Source organism: Streptomyces sp. BR1, assembly GCF_052373795.1.
Classification (GTDB): domain Bacteria; phylum Actinomycetota; class Actinomycetes; order Streptomycetales; family Streptomycetaceae; genus Streptomyces.
The window spans coordinates 62,254-80,815 of record NZ_CM126252.1 but is presented as its reverse complement, the minus strand read 5'-3'; the positions used below and the strand labels follow the sequence as shown (position 1 = coordinate 80,815).

Sequence of the window (18,562 nt, the reverse complement as noted above, 5' to 3'; positions counted from 1 at the left end):
CGGCGATGTCAGTGGCGGCTGGCACGCTTGCGGGTATGGACGAGCTGATACGGCGCCGGGTCTACGGCGCGGACCACGACGACCCCGACCCCGGGCCCCGGCCTGGCCACCTCTACCGGGAGCTGGTGGCCGGTCCGCTGGACGGGTTGCTGCTCGACGTCACCGGGTGGAGCGAGGAGTGGCTGCGGGACGGCGCGGCCCTCGCCACCGAGATCGGCTCGCACGGCCCGGGCGGCCACGCCTGGTACGGGCCGCGCCCGGGCGACCCGGAGCACTGGGACTGGTCCGGCGACACGCCCTGACCTCCCGGTGGGAAGTCCCGGATCACGCGCCCCGCACGATCAGCCGCGTCAGCAGGACCACAGACCGGGGGGCCGAGCGGTCGCCGTCGATCCGGGCGAACAGCAGGTTGGCGGCCGTGGTGCCGAGCGCGACCGGGTCCTGGCTGACCACGCTCAGCGGCGGGCTGAGGCGATCGGCGAGCGGGAAGTCGTCGAAGCAGACGACGGCGACGGGGTCGCGCCGTCCAAGGCCGTTCATCACCCCCATGGTGATCACGTCGTTGGTGGTGAACAGGGCGGTGGGTGGCCGGGACAGAGCCCGCAGTTCGGCTAGGGCGACGGCCGCGTCCGCCCGGGAGCGCAGCTCGTGCCGGACGAGCGCGGGGTCCTCCGGCACGCCGTGGGCGGCGAGCGCGTCGAGATAGCCCGCGTGGCGCTCGCGCTGCGTCCAGATGCCGAACCGGTCGCCGAGATAGGCGATACGGGTGTGGCCCTGGCCGAGCAGATGGCGTACGGCCCGCTCGGCGCCGGCGCGGTTGTCGACGGTGACGGTGTCCACGGCCAGGCCCTTGGCGGGCCGGTCCACGCAGACGACCTGCGTCCCGCCCTCCATCGGCTGCTTGAGGAAGCCGTGGCCGCCGATGGTGGGGACGAGGATGAGGCCGTCCACCTGACGGGCCGTGAACGCGCCGATCACCTCGCGCTCGCGGCGCGGTTCGTCGTTGGTGCTGCCGACGAGGACGAGATAGCCGCGCCGATGCGCCTCGTCCTCCACCGAGCGGGCCATCAGCGCGTAGAACGGGTTGGCGAGGTCGTCAACCACGAGCCCGATGGTGGACGTCCCGAGGTTCTTGCGCCGTAGATTGCGGGCGTTGTCGTTGCGCTGGTAGCCCAACTGCCGTACGGCCTGCTCCACTCGGGCCGCCGTGTCCGGGGAGACACCGGGTTCGCCCGACACCGCGCGCGAGACGGTCATGGTGCTGACCCCCGCCGCGCGGGCCACGTCCTTCATCGTCGGGCGCTTCACGGGCCTCCTCGTCGTCGGATCCGGTGTACAGCTTGCTAACGTTCCCGGCGGAGTGCTGTGCGGCACCGATGGAATCTGATGAAGCGTCAAAAATAGTTGAGCACCGATGTTTTGGTCATTTTTGCAGATGAGGGCGGAGCGTGCGAGAGGTCGGCGGTCCCGAATCCGGTACGCGCTCTTGACGGGCGGTCAGGGACACCTCAACAATCCCGAGTTGATTGGTAACGTTCACACGCACTCCGAGCATCACCCGTCCCCGAGGCCCCCCGCCGGACGGCGAGCGGTCCTCCGCGAGAAGGTGGTCCCCCTCATGCTCCGTTCCGTGCACCCCGCAAGACCGGTGCTCTCAAGACCGGTCCTCCGATCCCGATATCTGGGCGCGCTGAGCGCCCTCGCCCTGTCCGCCTCCGCACTCGTCGGCCTCGCCGCGACACCCGGCCACGCGGCAGGGGCGCTTCCCCTGACCCAGTACGTCGACCCGTACATCGGAACCGACGACAGCAACGCGCCCAACCCCGTGCCCGGGGGCGCCGGAGGCAGTACCTACCCCGGCGCCGTGGTCCCGTTCGGCGGCGTGCAGTTCAGCCCCGACACCCCGACCGCCTCGCCGTCCGGCTACCGCTACAAGGACACCTCCGTCGAGGACTTCAGCCTCACCCACTTCGACGGCGCGGGCTGTGCCAACAACGAGGACCTGCCGCTGCTGCCGGTCACCGGCGCGCTCGGCGGCTCGCCCGGCACCAACTGGACGAGCTACGCGTCCGGGTACACCAAGGCCGACGAAGTGGCCAAGCCCGGCTATTACAAGACGCGCCTGGACCGGTACTCCACCGACGTCGAGCTGTCCGCCACCACCCGTACCGGCATGGGCAAGCTGACCTACCCGGCCTCGACCTCGTCCCGGCTGCTGATCAACACGGGCCGCAGCGCGACGGGCAACCGCGCCGGCACGGTCCACATCAGCGGCAACGAGCTCACCGGAAGCGTGACCGCCGGCGGCTTCTGCGGCTCGGCCAAGACGTATCAGATCTACTTCGACGTGCGCTTCGACCGGGCGCCCACCGGCTTCGGCACCTGGTCGGGCGGCAGTGTCACCGACGGCTCGGCGAACGCGTCGGGCACGAACACCGGCGCGTACGTCACCTTCGACACGACGAGCAACGCCTCCGTCCAGTTCAAGGTGGGTCTGTCGTACGTCAGTGTCGCGGGCGCGCAGGCCAATGTGACGGCGGAGAACAACGGCTGGGACTTCGGCGCGGTCCGCACGGCGGCCGACGACTCCTGGAACCGGATGCTCAACAAACTCCAGGTCTCCGGCGGCAGCGACACCGACCGGCAGAAGTTCTACACCGCGCTCTACCACGTCCTGCAGAGCCCCAACGTCTCCAGCGATGTGAACGGCGACTACCGGGGCTTCGACAACGCCGTCCACAACTCGTCCCACCCCGTCTACCAGAACTACTCCGGCTGGGACATCTACCGCTCCTGGGCCGCGCTGGTCGCCCTGATCGCGCCCACCGAGGCGAGCGACATCGCCAAGTCGATGGTCCTGGACGGGCAGCAGGGCGGTCTGCTGCCGAAGTGGTCGCAGCAGACCAACGAGGACCTCGTCATGACGGGCGACCCGGGCCCGATCATCGTCGGCAGCCTGTACGCGTTCGGCGCCCGCGACTTCGACACCTCGGCCGCGCTGTCCCTGATGGAGAAGTCGTCCAACGGCGGCACCGCACAGGGCAGCGCGATCCGCGGCCGTCAGTCGACGTACACCAGCCTGCACTACCTCGACGACCCCTCCGACTCCCTCGAATACTCCGCGTCCGACTTCGCGGTGGCCCAGTTCGCCAAGGCGCTCGGGAACACCGCCAGTTACGGCACGCATATGAGCCGGGCGCAGTGGTGGCGCAACACCTTCAACTCCGAGTCGTCGTACGTCCAGCAGCACAGGAGCGACGGCTCCTGGACCTGGCCGCTCGACCCGGCTAGCCAGTCGACCTTCACCGAGGGCAACGCCTCCCAGTACACCTGGATGGTTCCGTACGACTTCGCCGACCTGATCAACTCGATGGGCGGCCGCCAGACCGCCGTCCAGCGCCTCGACCACCACTTCACCGAGGTCAACGCCGGGCAGAGCAGGCCGTATTACTACATAGGGAATGAGCCCGAGCACGGTGTGCCATGGGCCTACAACTACGCGCGCCACCCCGCCGGTGCCTCGGACGCGGTACGCAAGGTGATGGCCGACTCCTTCACCACCGGCGCCGGCGGGCTGCCCGGCAACGACGACCTCGGCGCCACCTCGGCCTGGTACGTATGGGCGGCCCTGGGGATGTATCCGGCGACGCCCGGCGCGGACACGCTCGCCCTGCACGGGCCGCAGTTCCCGTCCGTCCTGATCCAGCGCGCGGCCGGGAACATCACCATCAACACCTCCGGGTCCGGCCCGTATGTGCAGGCGCTCGACGTCAACGGAACGGCGACCACGCACAACTACCTGCGGTACCCGGACGTCGCCGGGGGCGCGACCCTCACGTACACCATGGGCGCCGCACCCAGCGCGACCTGGGGCACCGGGTCCAACGACGTACCGCCCTCGTTCCAGGACGGCGGCACCCCGGTGCCCGCCGCGCCCGAACTCGGCCCCAACCTCGCCCAGGGCAGGACGGCGACCGGGACCGCCACCTGCGCGACGGCGGAGAGCGCCGACAAGGCGGTGGACGGGTCGTTGATGAACAACAGCAAGTGGTGCTCGGCCGCGGCCACCCCCACGCTCCAGGTCGACCTCGGCTCCGCCCGTACGGTGTCGTCGTTCGTCGTCAAACACGCCGGGCTCGGCGGTGAGAACACGGGTTGGAACACCGGTGCCTTCCAGATCCAGACGAGTACCGACGGGTCCTCCTGGACCACGGCGGCCACCGTCACCGGATCGCGCTCCAGCCGGACGTACCACCCCGTCTCGGCCCGCACGGCCCGTTACGTACGGTTGCTGATCTCCAGCCCGGCCAACACGTCCAGCAGCGCCGCGCGTATCTATGAGTTGGAGGTGTACGGGGGAGGCAGCAGCAACTTAGCCCTGGGGCAACCGGCCACCGGTTCCACTCCGTGCAACTCCTCGGAGACCCCCGACAAGGCGGTCAACGGCAGTGTGAGCGGCGGCAACAGCGACAAGTGGTGCTCGTTGGCGCCCGGCACCAAGACCCTCCAGGTGGACCTGGGCGCGACACATCAACTCAGCTCGCTCACCGTCCGCCACGCGGGCGCGGGCGGCGAGAGCGCGGCTTTTGACACCAAGGACTTCGACCTGGGTGTCTCCACCGACGGCAGCACCTGGACGACGGTGGCACAGGTGCGCGGCAACACCGCCGACTCCACCACCAGCCCGGTCGCCGTTTCGGCCCGCTATGTACGGCTCTCGGTGATCACACCCACCCAGACCACCGACCAGGCGGCCCGGATATACGAGTTGGAGGCCTACGGCACCTGACCCACCGCGACCGGTATGCCATGCTCACGGCATACACGAGCGTGCCCCGGCGGGTGTGGCCCGCCGGGGCACGCATGCGTGTGGTCCCGGATCAGACGAGGTCCATCGCGGCCACCTCGTCGGGGCTGCCGTAGCTGACCGGCCCCTGGAAGCGCCGGCGGGCGGTGGCGAACCACCAGAGGGTGGCGATGACCAGCACCGCACCCAGCGCGATCGGCGCGTAGTTGAAGTTGTCGGTGGTGATCGGAGACGTCTGCGGCAGCATGAACAGCACACTGCTCAGGACGATCCAGATCACGGCGACCGCCGCCACCGGCCTGCCGTAGCGCCCCAGGTTCCACGGGCCGGGCTCGAAGTCGTCCAGGCGCAGCCGCAGGAAGATGGGCACGCCGTAGGCGAGGTAGAGCCCGACGACGTTGACGCTCACGATCGCGGTGAACGCGGTGTGCGACCACCAGCCGGGAATGATCAGCACGAGCGAGCACGCCGCCGCCAGCCACACCGCCTTGACCGGGGTGCGGGTGCGCAGCGAAACCGAGTGCCACCAGCGCGATCCCGGCATCGCGCCGTCCCGCGAGAAGGCGAAGATCTGCCGGGTGTTGCTGGTCATGTTGGCGAGGCCGCAGAAGAGCATGGCGCCGATCACGATCAGCAGAAGCAGTTTGGCGGTGCCCATGCCGAGCGCGTCCACCAGGATCTGCACCGGCGGCGCCGACGCGCTCGCCTCGCCCGCGTAGTCACGGATCGCGTAGACGAGGGCGAGCATCAGGACCAGTCCGGCGAGCGCGGAGTAGACGATCGCGCGCATGATGCCCTTGGGGGTGTTGACGGTGGCCTTCACCGTCTCCTCGGACATATGGAAGCTGCCGTCGAAGCCGGTGAACGTCCAGCTGGTGACCAGCAGACCGAGCATCGCCGCGTACAGACCGTTGTTGAAGCCGGTGTTGTTGACGAAGTGGTTGGCGAACGACGCCGACTGGTGGTGGCCGGGCTTCAGGGTCAGGGCGGTCACGATGACCACCATGCCGATGAGCAGCCACCACACCGAGATCCGGTTCACGACCGCGACCAGCTGCACGGTGTACGTGTTGGCGAGGGCCTGCACCAGGAGGATTACCGCCGAGATGCCCACCGTCTGCTGGGCCGTGGGCTCGTACGACGTCCACTGCATCGCGATGAACGCCTGGATGAAGGTCGCGGCCGCGTAGTTGGTGGCGGCCGTCCCGCCCACCTGGCCGACGAAGTTGAGCCATCCCGTGTACCAGGACCAGGCGCCGCGATGGCGTTTGGCGAGCTTGCCCGCGGAGAAGTAGAGCGCGCCGCTGGTCGGGTACGCGGAGGCGATTTCGCCCATCGCGGCGCCGACGAACAGCACCATCACCGAGACGCCTATCCAGCCGAACACGAGAATCCGCGGCCCGCCGGCTGCCATTCCGAATCCGAATGCGGAGAAGATACCGGAGATGATGTTGATGATGGTGAACGAGATGGCGAAATTGTCGAACGCGTGGAAGCGGCGGGTGAGTTTCCGGGGATAGCCCATCGCATGCAGGGTCGCGTCGTCGTCGAAGGCGACGGACTCGTCATGGTCACGGATTTGCGGGCGAGTGCGGGATATGCGCTCGGACACAGCGGCAACCTTTCCGGTGGGGGGTGGGGACGGGGGTGCGGGGTCTTGCGCGGGTGGCCGTGCGGTCGGGGGAGTACGGCAATCGGAGGTCGGGCCGGTCTCAGGGGGCGGGTCAGGCCGGTCCGGGTACCGGGAGTCCGCATGACCGACGGGCCTTGGTCAGCCGTTCCTCGGGATCGCCGAACACGCTCCAGGGCATGCGCGAGGCATAGGGGCCCATGGCCGTGAGGACTTCCCGTGCCTCGAATTCGCGTTTCGCCATGACGAGCGCGTGCGCCAGATAGGCGAGGTCCAGTACCGGGGTGAAGCGATAGGCGGGCGTGCGCGGAAACCAGTGGTGGTAAATACCGAGCGCCGTGGTCGTCCACTGGGTCTGTTCCCAGGTGCTGTCCGCGAGGAGCGCGGCCGGGTCGTACTCCTCGACCAGTGCGACCAGCGGAAGGAGCCGCAGCGCGGAGGTGGCCGGGGCGCGGTGGCTGAGAAAGGAGGCGACGTCCCAGCGGGCGCTCGCCGAACCGCCGTTGCGGGTGAAGAAACAGGCCAGGAACCGGTGGTGCGCCTCACGGTTCCAGGGGTCGAGCTTCAGGATGTGCGAGAAGAGCAGCCAGGGTCCCGGCGGCGCGGTCAACAGCCCCTTGGGTGCGGGGTCGTACGAGCGCTGGAGGCGCGCCAGAGCCAGCTGGGCGACCCATGGAGTGGGGTCCTTGGGTAACAGGCGCGCGGCGCGTGTGCACGCCGACAGCGCGATGCGCACCAGGGTGTCCGCCCGGCCGTCGTCCGCGTCGGCCATGCGCAGCGCGCGTACCATCGCCACGCGCGCCGCCAACAGCGCGGCCTCCGGGCCCGGTTCCTCGGACATCCAGCGTTCGGCGAGGTCGGAGTCGGCCGCCTCGGACGCGAGCACCAGCGACCGGTGGGCCCGCACCTCGAAATCGGTGCGCGCCTCCTTGAGGACGTTGTGCGCGCCGAGGTAGCGCCCGGCCCTGACGTCGATGCAGGCCTGCGCCAGCGCGCGATCGTCGGCCGCCGGGTGCCACACGTACTGTCCCTCGAACGAACCAGCAGCCACGATTCCCTCCCCATCCGCCGACGCCACCACGCGGGTATGAATTCCGGCCACACCGCAATAGGCCGGAGTCGGCTCCCGAACTCGGGATCACCGACAGCGAGGATCACCTTACTCATCCCTAACTCGCATCGAAACTCATCGCCCGGAATATCTGCTTCCAGGCGCTTTATGGTGCACGTAAAGAGATGGCCGTACGCCCGAGTCGTGGCGGGTCGGTGGCAACGACGGCCGCAGGGTATGTATTTGGCATATTCTTCGCGCCGGTCGTCGCTCGTCTGTTTTCACTCAGAGGTGGCCGAAAACAGATGCCGGATGGATCGGTGCGGGAGCGGGCGGGCCGGCGACTCGGCGCCGATGAGTGCGGTGTGCGTCGGCGCGCCTGTTTGTCCGGTACGAAGGGTGGTGGCTCCGTCGCGGTGGGGAGTCCAGGCTGGTGAGGGTAGGCTTTGTCAGCCAACTCTGAACCGGGTGCCGACCCGTGGAAGTGGCTCTGCCGCCGTATCGGCAGGGGAGACGGGTGCACTTTTCGGCCGATGACGATCGGAAGTGGAACCGGAGCCTGCCGCTCTCCTTCAGACTTGGTTTTGCGGGGGACCTGTGTATTTTCCACTGGAGGGGCGATGGCGGACGGCGACTTGGCATCCTTTGCCGAAGCGGGCGAGGACCGGAGTGTTCGCGGGGTCCGGGATCTGATGGTGACCTCTCAGTGGGAGGAGTTCGTCGAGTTGGGCGACGCGGCCCCCGCCTTCGCCGGGGGCGTCGACGCCGTCGCGGCCGACCGCCGTTCTCCCGACGAGTTCTGGTTCTTCAAGGGCGACCAGGTGATGAAGGCCGACATCGTCACCCGCCAAGTCGTCGAGCCCGCGCGGAGCATCAGCGAGAAGTGGCCGCTGGTGACCGCGGACTACGCGGGCGATATCTGTGCCGCGTTCATGCCTCCGGGTGCCATCGCCCCGATCCTCGCGCTCGTCAAACCGAATGGGGACGCGGGTTTCCTGGACCTGGACGGTGCGCTCGAATTCCAGATCGCGACGGTCTGGGACCAGATCGGGGCGGCGGCGCCCGCGGGGTTCACCGGAATCGACGCGGCCATGCCGGACCCCTCCGACGACGGTCACCTCTACCTCTTCTCGGGGGAGCTGTCGATGCGGTGCAACCTGATGGCGGGCACGCTGGAGGCGCCCATGGCGACGGCCGAGCGCTGGACCGGAGTGCGGGCCACAGGTCCGGGTAAGCGGGTCGACGCCGCACTGTCGCGCCCGGACGACACCGTCGTCCATCTGCTCCACGGCGACACCTGCATCAGCCTCGACCTCGCCACCCAGACCTGCCGCGCCAACTCCTAGGGCTGCGTCAGCTCGCGTACAACTGACGTGCGGGGACGATCTGTTGGTCCTGGCCCGGGCTGGACCAGAGCAGTTTCATATGCGCCTCGCCGGTCTGCTCCGCGTAGTCGATCCTGATCGTGTGCCGGGTCCCCGCCGTGAGGCCGAGTTGCCCCTTGTCGACGCGCGGCTCGTGCGGCGACCAGGAGTCGATCACCAGCTTCCCGTCGATCCACACCCGCGTCATGTCGTCGGAGACGGTCGTGAAGGTGTACGTCTCGGAGCGGCGCGGCTCGATCGTGCCGCTCCAGCGGATGCTGAACCGGTCCGCCGGGATACTGCGGTCCGGTGAACCGGTGAACTTCCACGAGTGGTTGACCGTGGGGTCGACACGGGTGATCCTCGGGGTGCCGCTGAGGTCGGCGTTGTCGAAGATCTCCTCCTTGAGTCCCTTGCCGCTCCCGACGGGGGAGGTCGGGCCGGGGTCCACGGTCAGCTCGATCACCGTCGCCGTGGAGTTGGTGGCGGCGCCGGACGGCCGCAGGTCATACCCGTCCCCGGCCTTGACGGCCTGCACCTTCTGACCGCTGCCCAGCACCCGGGCCGCCTTCACGCCGAAGGCCGTACGGGCGCGCAGATGCAGGGCCGCGCCGGCCGACGGCCACTGGGTCACCGCCGCGTACAGCTTGTCGCCCTTGCGGCTGACCGAACCCCAGGCTGGTTCCTCGACCAGCCCGCCGTAGCTGGCCCCGTACACCGCCTCACCCTGACCGGCCGTCCGCAGCCAGTCGCCCATCTGCTTCAGGCGGTCGACGGCGGGCTGAGGAAGCCGACCGCGCGCGTCCGGACCGACATTCAGCAGATAGTTGCCACTGCGGGACGCGGTGGCGAGGAGGTTGCGGGTCAAGGTCGTACCGGACTTCCAGTTCTGGTCGTAACGGGCGTACCCCCAGTGGTCGTTGAGGGTCATGCACGACTCCCAGAGCTGGCCGTCGACCGGGCTCGCCGGGATCTCCTGCTCGGGGGTGCCGTAGTCGCCGTCGACGACACGGCGCTTGCCGACCCGGTTGTTGATGACCAGCCCCGGCTTCAAGCCGTGCAGATAGGCCTCAAGGCGCTCCCCGTCGTTCGCCGTCCAGGGGTTGGTGGGGTTGTCGGTGCTCCACTCGCCGTCGAACCACAGCAGGTCGGGGTCATAGCCGCCGACGAGCTCCTTGAGCTGGGCGTACATGCGTTGCTCGTACTTGGGGAAGGTCGCCGGGTTCGCGAAGTCCGGGTCGTGCCAGTCCCAGATCGAGTAGTAGAAGCCGAGTTTGATGCCCGCGGCGGTGGCCGCCGTCTTGAGCTCGGCGAGGATGTCGCGGTTCTTGTCGAAGGCCGAACGGTCATGGAGATTCCAGGAGTTGACCTTCGTGGGCCACATCGCATAGCCCTCGTGGTGCTTCGCGGTGATGACGATGTAGCGCATCCCGGCGTCCTTGGCCGCCTGCACGACGGCCTTCGCGTCGAAGTCGGCGGGGTTGAAGGTCGCGGCCTGTTTCTCGTACGCGTCCATCGGGATGTTGCACTCCCGCTTGATCCACTCCGCGTTGCGGCAGACCGTGCCGTCGGGGCGCCGGTACTCGCCCTCCCAGTTCGAGTACGAGCCGAAGTGGATGAACATGCCGAAGCGGTCCTGGCGGAACCAGTTGGTGCGGGAGGCGGTGAACGGGTCGTCGGTGGCGTAGTCGGTGCCGGGGCCTGCGGCTTGCGCTTTTGCGGCCGGAGCCGCACCGGGCGGGGCCTCGCTCGCTGAGGCGCTGGGGACCACCCCGGCTCCCAGGATGGCGGCGAGTAATACGGCGAGCCCGGCGACTCCTCGGCCGGTGCGCGTGAGCAGGGTGTGCATGAGGCGGCTCCCTGGTCTGGTGTTGAGGGTTCGCCGGGGAAGGTAGGGATGAATACATCGGATGTCAATGCGATACGTACGGGGTATGTGGCGTCGATTTGGTCCCAACCCCGATGAGTGGTCGGATGACTTCGCGAAGATGCCCAGGTGGCCGACCCCGCCGGTGCCGGGTTTGGTTGACTTGCCGCATGAGTGATCTCTTCGTCAAGATCTGCGGTCTGCGGACCGAGCGGGATGTGGACACGGCCGTGGACGCGGGAGCCGACGCGGTCGGGTTCGTCTTCGCGGCCAGTCCGCGCACGGTCGACGCCGACACCGCCCGGCGGCTGGTGCTGCGGGTGCCCGCGCACGTCCTCACGGTCGGTGTCTTCCGGGGCCAGTCGGTGGACGAGGTGCGGCGGCTCACCGAGGAGAGCGGCATCGGGGCCGTACAACTGCACGGGGACGAGGGGCCGGAGTACTACGAGGCGCTGCGGGCACCGGGCCGGACGCTCATCCGGGCCACCGCCGCGACCGAACACGCGCCGCACCTCGGGGAGCTGGGCGAGGACATGCTGCTGCTCGACGCCCCCGACCCGGGCTCGGGCAAGCCCTGGAACTGGGCCTCACCGCAGTTCACCGCCCCCGCCGGCCGCTGGCTCCTCGCGGGCGGGCTGCACCCCGGCAACGTACGCCGGGCGGCCGAGGTCACCGGTGCGTGGGGAGTGGATGTCTCCAGCGGGGTGGAGAGCGAACGCGGCGTCAAATCACCGGAGTTGATCCGGTCCTTCCTGGCGGCGGCGCGGTCCTAGCCGCAGCGGCGATACGGAGGTGTCGTGATCGCACGGGCCCGCCTGCTCAACCGAAGGCCCGGCCCCGCCGGTACCGTGGGCGTATGACGACACCCGACGCGATAAGTCCCGTAAGCCGTACGGCACTTGCCGTGGCCACCGTGCGGGCGCGTGAGAGCGCACGGTCCGACAAGCTTTTCGACGACCCGTACGCGGCCGCCTTCCGCGCCGCCGCAGACATGCCGCCCACCCGCTCCGCCGCGCCCAGCCCGCTCGCCGTCGGCTTCGCCCACCACGCCGTGATCCGTACGCGCTTCTACGACGACGCGTTGCTCGCGGCGGTCGATGCGGGCATCCGTCAGGTGGTGCTCCTCGCGGCGGGTCTGGACTCCCGGGCCTTCCGTCTGCCCTGGCCGGCGGACGCCAGCGTGTACGAGCTGGATCTGCCGCCCATCCTCGACTTCAAGGAGGGTGTGCTGGACGGCCGGGCGGCCGTGGCCCGCTGCGCGCGCACGGTGCTGCCCGTCGACCTCCTCGACAGCACGTGGCCGGAGGCGCTGCGGGAGGCGGGATTCGACCCAGCTGCCCCCACCGCATGGCTTGTTGAGGGACTTCTGGTGTACCTCACGGCCGACGAGGCGGCCGGTGTCCTCACCACGGTCGGCGAGCTGAGCGCGCCCGGCAGCCGGATCGCCACGGAGCGGGGGAGCGACAACACCGTCCGCCCCGACGGTCCCGAGCTCGCCCGGATCACATCACTGTGGAAGGGCGGACTCCGCGGCGGCATGGTGGACTGGCTGCGCGAGCGCGGCTGGCGCGTCGAGGAGTACGGGCTGCGCGAGCTCTCGGAACGGTACGGCCGCCCCGTCGAGCGCCCGCTCCCCACCGGGTTCCTGACCGCGCAACGCGCCGGATGACGAGTTCGCACGCCTCAGCAGGCGCGCCTCACACTTCATAGCGGGCGAATCCGGAGGTGCGCCAGGACCGCCCGTCCGGCGTGATCGCGTACGCCTCGTACTCCTCCAGCGGCTCCAGCCATCCCCGCGCCTCCTCACCTCTGGCGAAGGCGGCCGTGGCGTACGCGTCCGTCATGGTCAGCCGGGGACCGGTGACCGTGACGGACGCGAGGCCCGTCGCCGGTGTGTTCCGGTGCGGGTCGATGATGTGGTGCCCGCGTTCGGCGGTGCCGGAGGTGGCGACGGCCAGGTCGGTGCCGGTGACGACGGTGGCCAGTTCGCCCGGGCGCAGCGGGTCGGTGATGCCGATGCGCCAGGGGTTGCCCGGGGAGGATTCGCCGCGCAGTTGGAGGTCGCCGCCGCCGTTGACGCACGTGTTGCGGGCACCGGCGTCGTACAGGAGGCGGGAGGCGTTGTCGATCGCCCAGCCCTTGACGAGGCCGGAGGGGTCGAGGCGGCCGCCGGCAACGACGCTGAACCAGCCGCCGGTGGCCTCGGTGACCGCCGCGCACAGCGACAGCACCTCGTGTACCTCGGGCGGGCAGTCACCGAGGGCCATCTCGCCGCGGTCGAGCCGGCTGATGGCGCTGTCGCGGCGGTAGGTGGAGAAGACGGCGTCGACGGTGTGCAGCCCGCGCACCGCATCCGCGAGAGCGCTGCGGATCGACGGGGTGGGCCGGTCGCGGATGTCGAACGAGAACACCGTGCCCATCACATGCTCGACATGGCGCAGTCCGCGCGGCGCGTCAGACATGGGCCTGGTCCAGCGCGCTCTGCAGGGACTGGATATAGCCCTCGCTGGTGTAGCTCGCGCCGGAGACCGCGTCGATGCGGGCGCTCTGCGCACCGAGCGCCTCCTGCGTCAGACGCGGCAGGGAGTACGCGGCGAGCTGCTGGTCGCGCCCGTTGCGGTCGGGCGCCTGGAGTATCTGTACGTCGGTGATCTTCCCGTGGGCGAGGACGGCGGCCACCTGCACGGTTCCGTACGGCGTGTCGATGGGATCGCCGGTGTACGTGCCCGTCGCCGCCGGTGCGCCGGGCGACGCGCTCGCCGGTGTGCGCGGGGCGGAGGTGGGGGAGGTGCGCGGTCCCACTCCGGCCACCGCCTGCGTATGGTGCGGTTTGAGCGCGAGCAGGGTGACGATCAGGGCGCTGATCCCGGTGGAGGCGAGCACGGCTCGGCGCATGGGGTTCTCCTCAGAACTCGAACGACTCGTGGTGGACGCGGCGGCCGGGCACACCGGCCTCGCGCAGCGCGCGCCGGGCCGCCTCGGTCATACCGGGCGGGCCGCAGAGATATACGTCGTGCGCGGCCAGATCCGGTACCAGTGCGCTCAGGGTGTGCGCCGTGAGGGATGCGTCGGCGTCCGCGAGGTAGTGGACGCTCGCGTGACGGGCGGCGGCTATCGCGTCGAGTTCGGCGCGCAGGGCGAAGTCCTCGGCGCGGCGCGCCCGGTAGAGGAGCGTCACCTCGCCCGGCAGGGTTTCGAAGAGGGCCCGCAGAGGGGTGATGCCGACGCCGCCGCCGAGGAGCAGCACCTTGCCGGAGCTGCGCCGGTCCGCCGTGAAGCTGCCGTAGGGGCCTTCCGCCCACACCCGGGTGCCGGGGGCGAGCCGGGCCAGCGCCGCGCTGTGTCCGCCGGCGGCCTTCACGGTGATCCGCAGCCAGTCGGGGCGGACGACGGCGGACAGGGAGTACGGGCTCGCCGTCCACCACAGACCCCGGGCGAGGAAGCGCCAGCGCAGGAACTGGCCCGGCTCGGCGCCCAGTTCGGCCAGGCGCTCACCGGTGAGGTAGACGGAGACGACGCCCGGCGCCTCGGGGTGGACGGCCGCGACCCGTAGCCGGTGGCGCAGACCACGCCGTAGGGGACCGGCGAAGCGGAACCACACGACCAGGGCCGCGACGCCGAGATACAGGGCGTACCAGGCGAGCTGGGCCGACCGGTTGCCCACGAAGTCCGCGCCGTTGGAGAGCTGGTGGCCGAAGGCGAGGAAGACCGCGAGATAGGTGGCGAAGTGGAGGTAGTGCCACATCTCGTAACTCATCCTGCGGCGGGCCAGGCGCGCGGAGAGGACTCCGGTGGCCACGAGCAGCAGAAAGCCGATGGTGCCCTTGAGGAGGTCCGGGTAGTGCAGGACCAGCGCGGACGTCTGGCTCACCACGGAGGCGTGGGACGTCAGCGAGTAACCCCAGATGATCAGCAGCGCGTGCGCGAGGATCAGCGCGACGGTGCCCCGGCCGACCACCGCGTGCCAGCGTGCGAGCCGGTCGGTGCCGACGCGGTGGTCCAGGGCGGGGACCCGGGCCATGAGTGCCAGCAGGACCGCGCAGGCGTACCCGGCGAGAAGGCCGGTCATACGCCCCGCGCCCGTCAGCCAGCCCGCCGGGCCCACCACGGAGGTGGTGTCGCTCCACCACAGGGCCAGCACGCCGACGCCGCCCGCCCCGATGACCAGGGGCGCGAGGAACGGCACGACGTCGCGACGCGGCCGCCGATGGCGCAGACCCCCGCTCGTACGAGGGGTGGGCGTGAAGGCGGTGGCCATGAGGGCTCCTCCGGAAGGGTTCGCTCCGGTGATGGGCGCCCAGCTTCACAGGGCAACTTCTGCGTACTCTCTGAATCGCGCTCCGCTGAGGCGATTCAGAGGAAACTCAGAGGCGCCGCACATCTCGCGGCGGGCCGGTCCGGGGGATGCTGGGCACACCATGGAAGAGCGCCCCACCACCTCCCCCTTGCTGCGCCCCGACGGCGACCCCGTGCGGGTCCTCGTCGTCGACGACGAGCCCGACCTCACCGACGTCCTGGCCGGCGTCCTGACCAGCGAGGGCTTCGACGTCCGCACCGCCGCCGACGGGGCCACCGCGCTGGCGACGGCCCAGGCCTTCCGCCCCGACGCGGTGATCCTGGACTGGATGCTCCCCGACATCGACGGTCTGCAGGTGCTGCGCGAACTGCGCCGCGAGTCGGCGGGCATGTGTGTGCTGTTCCTCACCGCCCGGGACGCGGTGGAGGACCGCATCACCGGCATCACCGCGGGCGGCGACGACTACGTCACCAAACCGTTCAGTCTGGAGGAGGTCCTGGCCCGGCTGCGCGGGCTGCTGCGGCGGGCCGGGATGACCCGGGCGCCCGGCCAGAACTGGATCACGGTCGGCGACCTCATGATGGACGAGGAGGCGCGCGAGGTCCGGCGCGCGGACACGGTCATCGACCTCTCGCGCACCGAGTTCGAGCTGCTGCGGTTCCTGATGCGCAACCCCCGGCGCGTGCTGTCCAAGGACCAGATCCTCGACCGGGTCTGGGCGTACGACTTCGGTGGCCGGGCCCATATCGTCGAGCTGTACATCAGCTATCTGCGCAAGAAGATCGACGCGGGCCGGGTGCCCATGATCCATACGGTCCGGGGTGTGGGATACGTCCTGAAGCCGGAGTCGTCGTGAGGGGGCTCCTGAGACGGCTCGTGCCGCGCACCCTGCGCTGCCAGCTGACCGCCGGGCTCGTCACGCTTCTTGCCCTGGCGTGCCTCGCCGTCGGCGTCACCACCGTTCTCGCCCTCGAAGGCTTTCTGCGCGGGCGCCTGGACCAGCAGCTCACCTCCTCCGGCGGGCGCTTCGCGGCGAGCCTGGAGCACGAGGCCAGGCCCGACGCCGACAACGTCTTCGACACCCGGGGCCAGGCCGAGTCCACCTTCGGCGCCCGGCTGCTCAATGGCGCTGTCACGCAAGCCGCCGTGGTCCACGACGCGGCCGACCACCATGTCCCGCTCACCCCGGCCGACCGCCACGACCTCGCCGCCGTACCGGTCGACGGGCACGGACACGACATCCACCTCAGCCGGCTCAGGGCGTATCGCGTCATCGCGGTGCACGGCGACGACCAGGACGTCCTCATCACCGGGCTGCCCCTCCACCCGGTCGAGGAGACGCTGCACCGGCTCGAAGCGGTCGAGGCCGTGGTGTTCGGCGCGGCCCTGGTGGCCACCGGCATCGCGGGCGCGCTGTGGGTGCGGCTCTCGCTGCGTCCCCTGCGGCGGGTCACCGTACAAGCGGTGAACGTCGCCCAACTGCCGCTCGCCAGCGGCGAGATCGCCATGCCGGAGCCGCTGGCCGATGCCGATCCGGCCACCGAGGTCGGCAAGGTCGGCAACGCGCTCAACCATATGCTCGGCCACATCGAGGACGCCCTGAAACGGCGTCACGCCAGCGAGGAGCGGCTGCGCCACTTCGCCGCGGACGCCAGCCACGAACTGCGCACCCCGCTCGCCAACATCCGCGGTCACGCCGAACTCGCCCTGCGCCACCAGGGTTCCGTGCCCCCGGCCGTCCATCACGCGCTGGAGCGCATCGACGCCGAGTCACAGCGCATGACGGGTCTCGTCGACGATCTGCTGCTGCTCGCCCGCCTCGACGCGGGCCGCCCGCTGGAGCGCGAGAGCGTCGATCTGACACTGCTCGTCCTCAACGCCCTCGACGACGCCCGCGCCGCCGGTCCCGGCCACCGCTGGCTCCTGGACCTGCCCGAGGAACCGGTCACCGTGACCGGTGACGCCCACCGCCTCCAGCAAGCCATCGGCAACCTCCTCGCCAACGCCCGCACCCACACCCCGCCCGGCACCGAGGTGACCGTCGCCCTGTCCGTCGAGGGCGCCGGGGCCGTGCTCACCGTGACGGACAACGGGCCGGGCATCCCGACGGAGCTCCAGCCGGAGGTCTTCGGCCGTTTCGTCCGTGCCGATCACGCCCGCTCACGCAGCACGGGCAGCACCGGCCTCGGCCTCGCCATCGTGCACGCGGTCGTCACCGGGCACCAGGGCACCGTCGACGTCACCAGCCGTCCCGGCCGTACCGCCTTCCGCGTCACGCTGCCGGGCTGAGCGCCGGGCCGCGGGGCCCATCGCGTACGACGCCACGAGCATCCCGCCGCCGAGCACCAGCCATCCCGGGGTGCCCCAGTCCACCAGGAGCGCGGTCAGCAGCAGGGGGCCCAGGGTGCGGGCCACCGTGACACCCGTACCGAACAGGCCCTGGTACTCGCCGATCCGGTCGGCCGGGGCAAGCCCGAAGCCGAGCTGCCAGGAGCCCGCCGAGTGCAGCATCTCGGCCACCACGAGCAGTACCGACCCGGCGAGGAGCGCCGCGACGGCCACCCACGTCGAGCCGCCGAACGCCGACAGGGCGAAGACCAGGCAGGTCGCGAACATGACCGCGCCGGACCGGCGCACCGCACGCACCGCCGTCCCAAGTCCCGTGACCCCACGGGCCGTTCGCACCTGGAAGAGCATCACGGCGCCGGTGTTGAGGACGAACAGCGCCGAGACGAGCCAGGCCGGCGCGTTCGTACGCTCGGTGATCCACAGCGGCAGCCCCAGGCTGAGCAGCGGCATCCGCAGCAGCAGAACGGTGTTGAGGAGGGCGACCACGACGTACGGCCGGTCGCGCAGCACCTTGAGCCGGCCGTCCTTGCCGGTGGGCACCGGCTCCACCGCGGGAAGGCGCCACAGCAGCAGCGCGCACACCAGGAAGCTCGCCGCGTCCATGGCGAAGACCATGAGGTACGCGCTGGTCGTGCCCGCGCGCAGGGCCACGCCGCCGAGCGCCGCGCCCACCGCGAGCCCGGCGTTGAGCGTCGCCTGGAGGCGGGCGAGCAGGCCGGTCCGCTCGCTGTCGGGGACGAGTCCGGCGAGCAGCGACTGGCGGGCCGCGGCGAGTCCGGACTGGGCCGTGGCGTAGAGGCAGGCGGCTATGACGAACGGCAGGAAGGCGCGGACGAACAGGAACGACGCGACGGCCGCGCTCGTCGCCAGGGCCAGCAGCACCGATGTCCCCCGGGGCCCGCGCCGGTCCGCGAGCCGCCCGAGCGGCACGCCCGCGACCGACCCGATCGCCCAGGCCACGGTGAGCCCGAGCCCGACGCGCGCCGGGGAGAGGCCGACGACGTGGGTGAAGTAGAGCGCGGAGGTGACGTAGTAGGCGCCGTCGCCCACGGAGTTGCTGAGCTGGGCGAGCGCGAGGAGGCGTCGCGGTCCCGCGAAAGGCGTCTGCCGGATCTTCATGGACACGACACTATGACCCCGGTGGCCCTGTTGCATGGTCCACTGAACATCTTGATCAGTGGGCCACTTGAGGCGGCG

At 70.3% G+C, this 18,562-nt stretch carries 14 protein-coding genes and 1 pseudogene; 7 read left to right on the top strand and 8 right to left on the bottom strand.

The window, feature by feature from the left end:
- The first annotated feature begins 35 nt into the window (after positions 1-35).
- Positions 36-302 carry a hypothetical protein gene (locus ACT1U9_RS00370; RefSeq protein ID WP_444536327.1) on the top strand — a complete coding sequence of 89 codons (267 nt, stop codon included), beginning with the start codon at positions 36-38 and terminating at the stop codon, positions 300-302.
- A 22-nt stretch (positions 303-324) separates the two neighbouring features.
- Here ACT1U9_RS00370 and ACT1U9_RS00365 read toward each other — a convergent pair whose 3' ends face one another.
- Positions 325-1,308 (bottom strand): LacI family DNA-binding transcriptional regulator, encoded by a 984-nt coding sequence (locus ACT1U9_RS00365; protein WP_444536326.1) that lies wholly within the window; start codon positions 1,306-1,308, stop codon positions 325-327.
- 322 nt (positions 1,309-1,630) lie between these two features.
- Between ACT1U9_RS00365 and ACT1U9_RS00360 the strand changes: the two genes are divergently transcribed.
- On the top strand, positions 1,631-4,789 hold the full coding sequence (locus ACT1U9_RS00360; protein ID WP_444536325.1) for a GH92 family glycosyl hydrolase: 3,159 nt from the start codon (positions 1,631-1,633) through the stop codon (positions 4,787-4,789).
- A 91-nt stretch (positions 4,790-4,880) separates the two neighbouring features.
- Here the strand turns inward: ACT1U9_RS00360 and ACT1U9_RS00355 are convergent, their stop codons facing one another.
- Positions 4,881-6,332 carry an amino acid permease gene (locus ACT1U9_RS00355; protein ID WP_444539318.1) on the bottom strand — a complete coding sequence of 484 codons (1,452 nt, stop codon included), beginning with the start codon at positions 6,330-6,332 and terminating at the stop codon, positions 4,881-4,883.
- A 199-nt stretch (positions 6,333-6,531) separates the two neighbouring features.
- On the bottom strand, positions 6,532-7,488 hold the full coding sequence (locus ACT1U9_RS00350; protein ID WP_444536324.1) for a hypothetical protein: 957 nt from the start codon (positions 7,486-7,488) through the stop codon (positions 6,532-6,534).
- Positions 7,489-8,180: 692 nt separating this feature from the next.
- Between ACT1U9_RS00350 and ACT1U9_RS00345 the strand changes: the two genes are divergently transcribed.
- On the top strand, positions 8,181-8,834 hold the full coding sequence (locus tag ACT1U9_RS00345) for a hemopexin repeat-containing protein (protein WP_444536323.1): 654 nt from the start codon (positions 8,181-8,183) through the stop codon (positions 8,832-8,834).
- A gap of 7 nt (positions 8,835-8,841) precedes the next feature.
- On the opposite strand, the gene ACT1U9_RS00340 is transcribed toward ACT1U9_RS00345, so the two are convergent.
- The gene (locus ACT1U9_RS00340) at positions 8,842-10,701 is read right to left on the bottom strand and encodes an alpha-L-fucosidase (RefSeq protein ID WP_444536322.1); all 1,860 of its coding nucleotides are present in this window, start codon (positions 10,699-10,701) and stop codon (positions 8,842-8,844) included.
- Positions 10,702-10,889: 188 nt separating this feature from the next.
- Between ACT1U9_RS00340 and ACT1U9_RS00335 the strand changes: the two genes are divergently transcribed.
- Both ACT1U9_RS00335 and ACT1U9_RS00330 read left to right on the top strand, forming a co-directional pair.
- Positions 10,890-11,492: a phosphoribosylanthranilate isomerase gene (locus tag ACT1U9_RS00335; RefSeq protein ID WP_444536321.1), complete on the top strand. Its 603-nt coding sequence runs from the start codon at positions 10,890-10,892 to the stop codon at positions 11,490-11,492.
- Between the two features lie 83 nt (positions 11,493-11,575).
- Positions 11,576-12,388, top strand: a complete 813-nt coding sequence (locus ACT1U9_RS00330) for an SAM-dependent methyltransferase (protein WP_444536320.1) — start codon at positions 11,576-11,578, stop codon at positions 12,386-12,388.
- 28 nt (positions 12,389-12,416) lie between these two features.
- Here ACT1U9_RS00330 and ACT1U9_RS00325 read toward each other — a convergent pair whose 3' ends face one another.
- From ACT1U9_RS00325 to ACT1U9_RS00315, 3 genes are read right to left on the bottom strand one after another with little or no spacing between them, the layout of a single operon-like run.
- Complete coding sequence (locus ACT1U9_RS00325) at positions 12,417-13,181, bottom strand: FAD:protein FMN transferase (protein ID WP_444536319.1); 765 nt, start codon at positions 13,179-13,181, stop codon at positions 12,417-12,419.
- Complete coding sequence (locus ACT1U9_RS00320) at positions 13,174-13,614, bottom strand: FMN-binding protein (RefSeq protein ID WP_444536318.1); 441 nt, start codon at positions 13,612-13,614, stop codon at positions 13,174-13,176. Before ACT1U9_RS00320 ends, ACT1U9_RS00325 begins: the two co-directional genes overlap by 8 nt.
- 10 nt (positions 13,615-13,624) lie before the next feature.
- Complete coding sequence (locus ACT1U9_RS00315) at positions 13,625-14,977, bottom strand: ferredoxin reductase family protein (protein ID WP_444536317.1); 1,353 nt, start codon at positions 14,975-14,977, stop codon at positions 13,625-13,627.
- 160 nt (positions 14,978-15,137) lie between these two features.
- Between ACT1U9_RS00315 and ACT1U9_RS00310 the strand changes: the two genes are divergently transcribed.
- Positions 15,138-15,872 (top strand): response regulator transcription factor, encoded by a 735-nt coding sequence (locus ACT1U9_RS00310; RefSeq protein ID WP_444536316.1) that lies wholly within the window; start codon positions 15,138-15,140, stop codon positions 15,870-15,872.
- Between the two features lie 8 nt (positions 15,873-15,880).
- Positions 15,881-17,305: a sensor histidine kinase gene (locus ACT1U9_RS00305; RefSeq protein WP_444539317.1), complete on the top strand. Its 1,425-nt coding sequence runs from the start codon at positions 15,881-15,883 to the stop codon at positions 17,303-17,305.
- Here ACT1U9_RS00305 and ACT1U9_RS00300 read toward each other — a convergent pair.
- Positions 17,270-18,484, bottom strand: a pseudogene (locus ACT1U9_RS00300) (MFS transporter); the annotation flags it as partial. The gene ACT1U9_RS00305 and the pseudogene ACT1U9_RS00300 sit on opposite strands and share 36 nt — an antisense overlap.
- Positions 18,485-18,562: the final 78 nt, after the last annotated feature.

What these genes read in the sequence shown, in the direction of transcription:
- ACT1U9_RS00315 (WP_444536317.1), bottom strand. Translation starts at nt 14,977, where the DNA reads ATGGCCACCGCCTTCACGCCCACCCCTCGTACGAGCGGGGGTCTGCGC.
- ACT1U9_RS00370 (WP_444536327.1), top strand. Translation starts at nt 36, where the DNA reads ATGGACGAGCTGATACGGCGCCGGGTCTACGGCGCGGACCACGACGAC.
- ACT1U9_RS00320 (WP_444536318.1), bottom strand. Translation starts at nt 13,614, where the DNA reads ATGCGCCGAGCCGTGCTCGCCTCCACCGGGATCAGCGCCCTGATCGTC.
- ACT1U9_RS00355 (WP_444539318.1), bottom strand. Translation starts at nt 6,332, where the DNA reads ATGGGCTATCCCCGGAAACTCACCCGCCGCTTCCACGCGTTCGACAAT.
- ACT1U9_RS00330 (WP_444536320.1), top strand. Translation starts at nt 11,576, where the DNA reads ATGACGACACCCGACGCGATAAGTCCCGTAAGCCGTACGGCACTTGCC.
- ACT1U9_RS00335 (WP_444536321.1), top strand. Translation starts at nt 10,890, where the DNA reads ATGAGTGATCTCTTCGTCAAGATCTGCGGTCTGCGGACCGAGCGGGAT.
- ACT1U9_RS00325 (WP_444536319.1), bottom strand. Translation starts at nt 13,181, where the DNA reads ATGTCTGACGCGCCGCGCGGACTGCGCCATGTCGAGCATGTGATGGGC.
- ACT1U9_RS00345 (WP_444536323.1), top strand. Translation starts at nt 8,181, where the DNA reads ATGGTGACCTCTCAGTGGGAGGAGTTCGTCGAGTTGGGCGACGCGGCC.
- ACT1U9_RS00310 (WP_444536316.1), top strand. Translation starts at nt 15,138, where the DNA reads ATGGAAGAGCGCCCCACCACCTCCCCCTTGCTGCGCCCCGACGGCGAC.
- ACT1U9_RS00340 (WP_444536322.1), bottom strand. Translation starts at nt 10,701, where the DNA reads ATGCACACCCTGCTCACGCGCACCGGCCGAGGAGTCGCCGGGCTCGCC.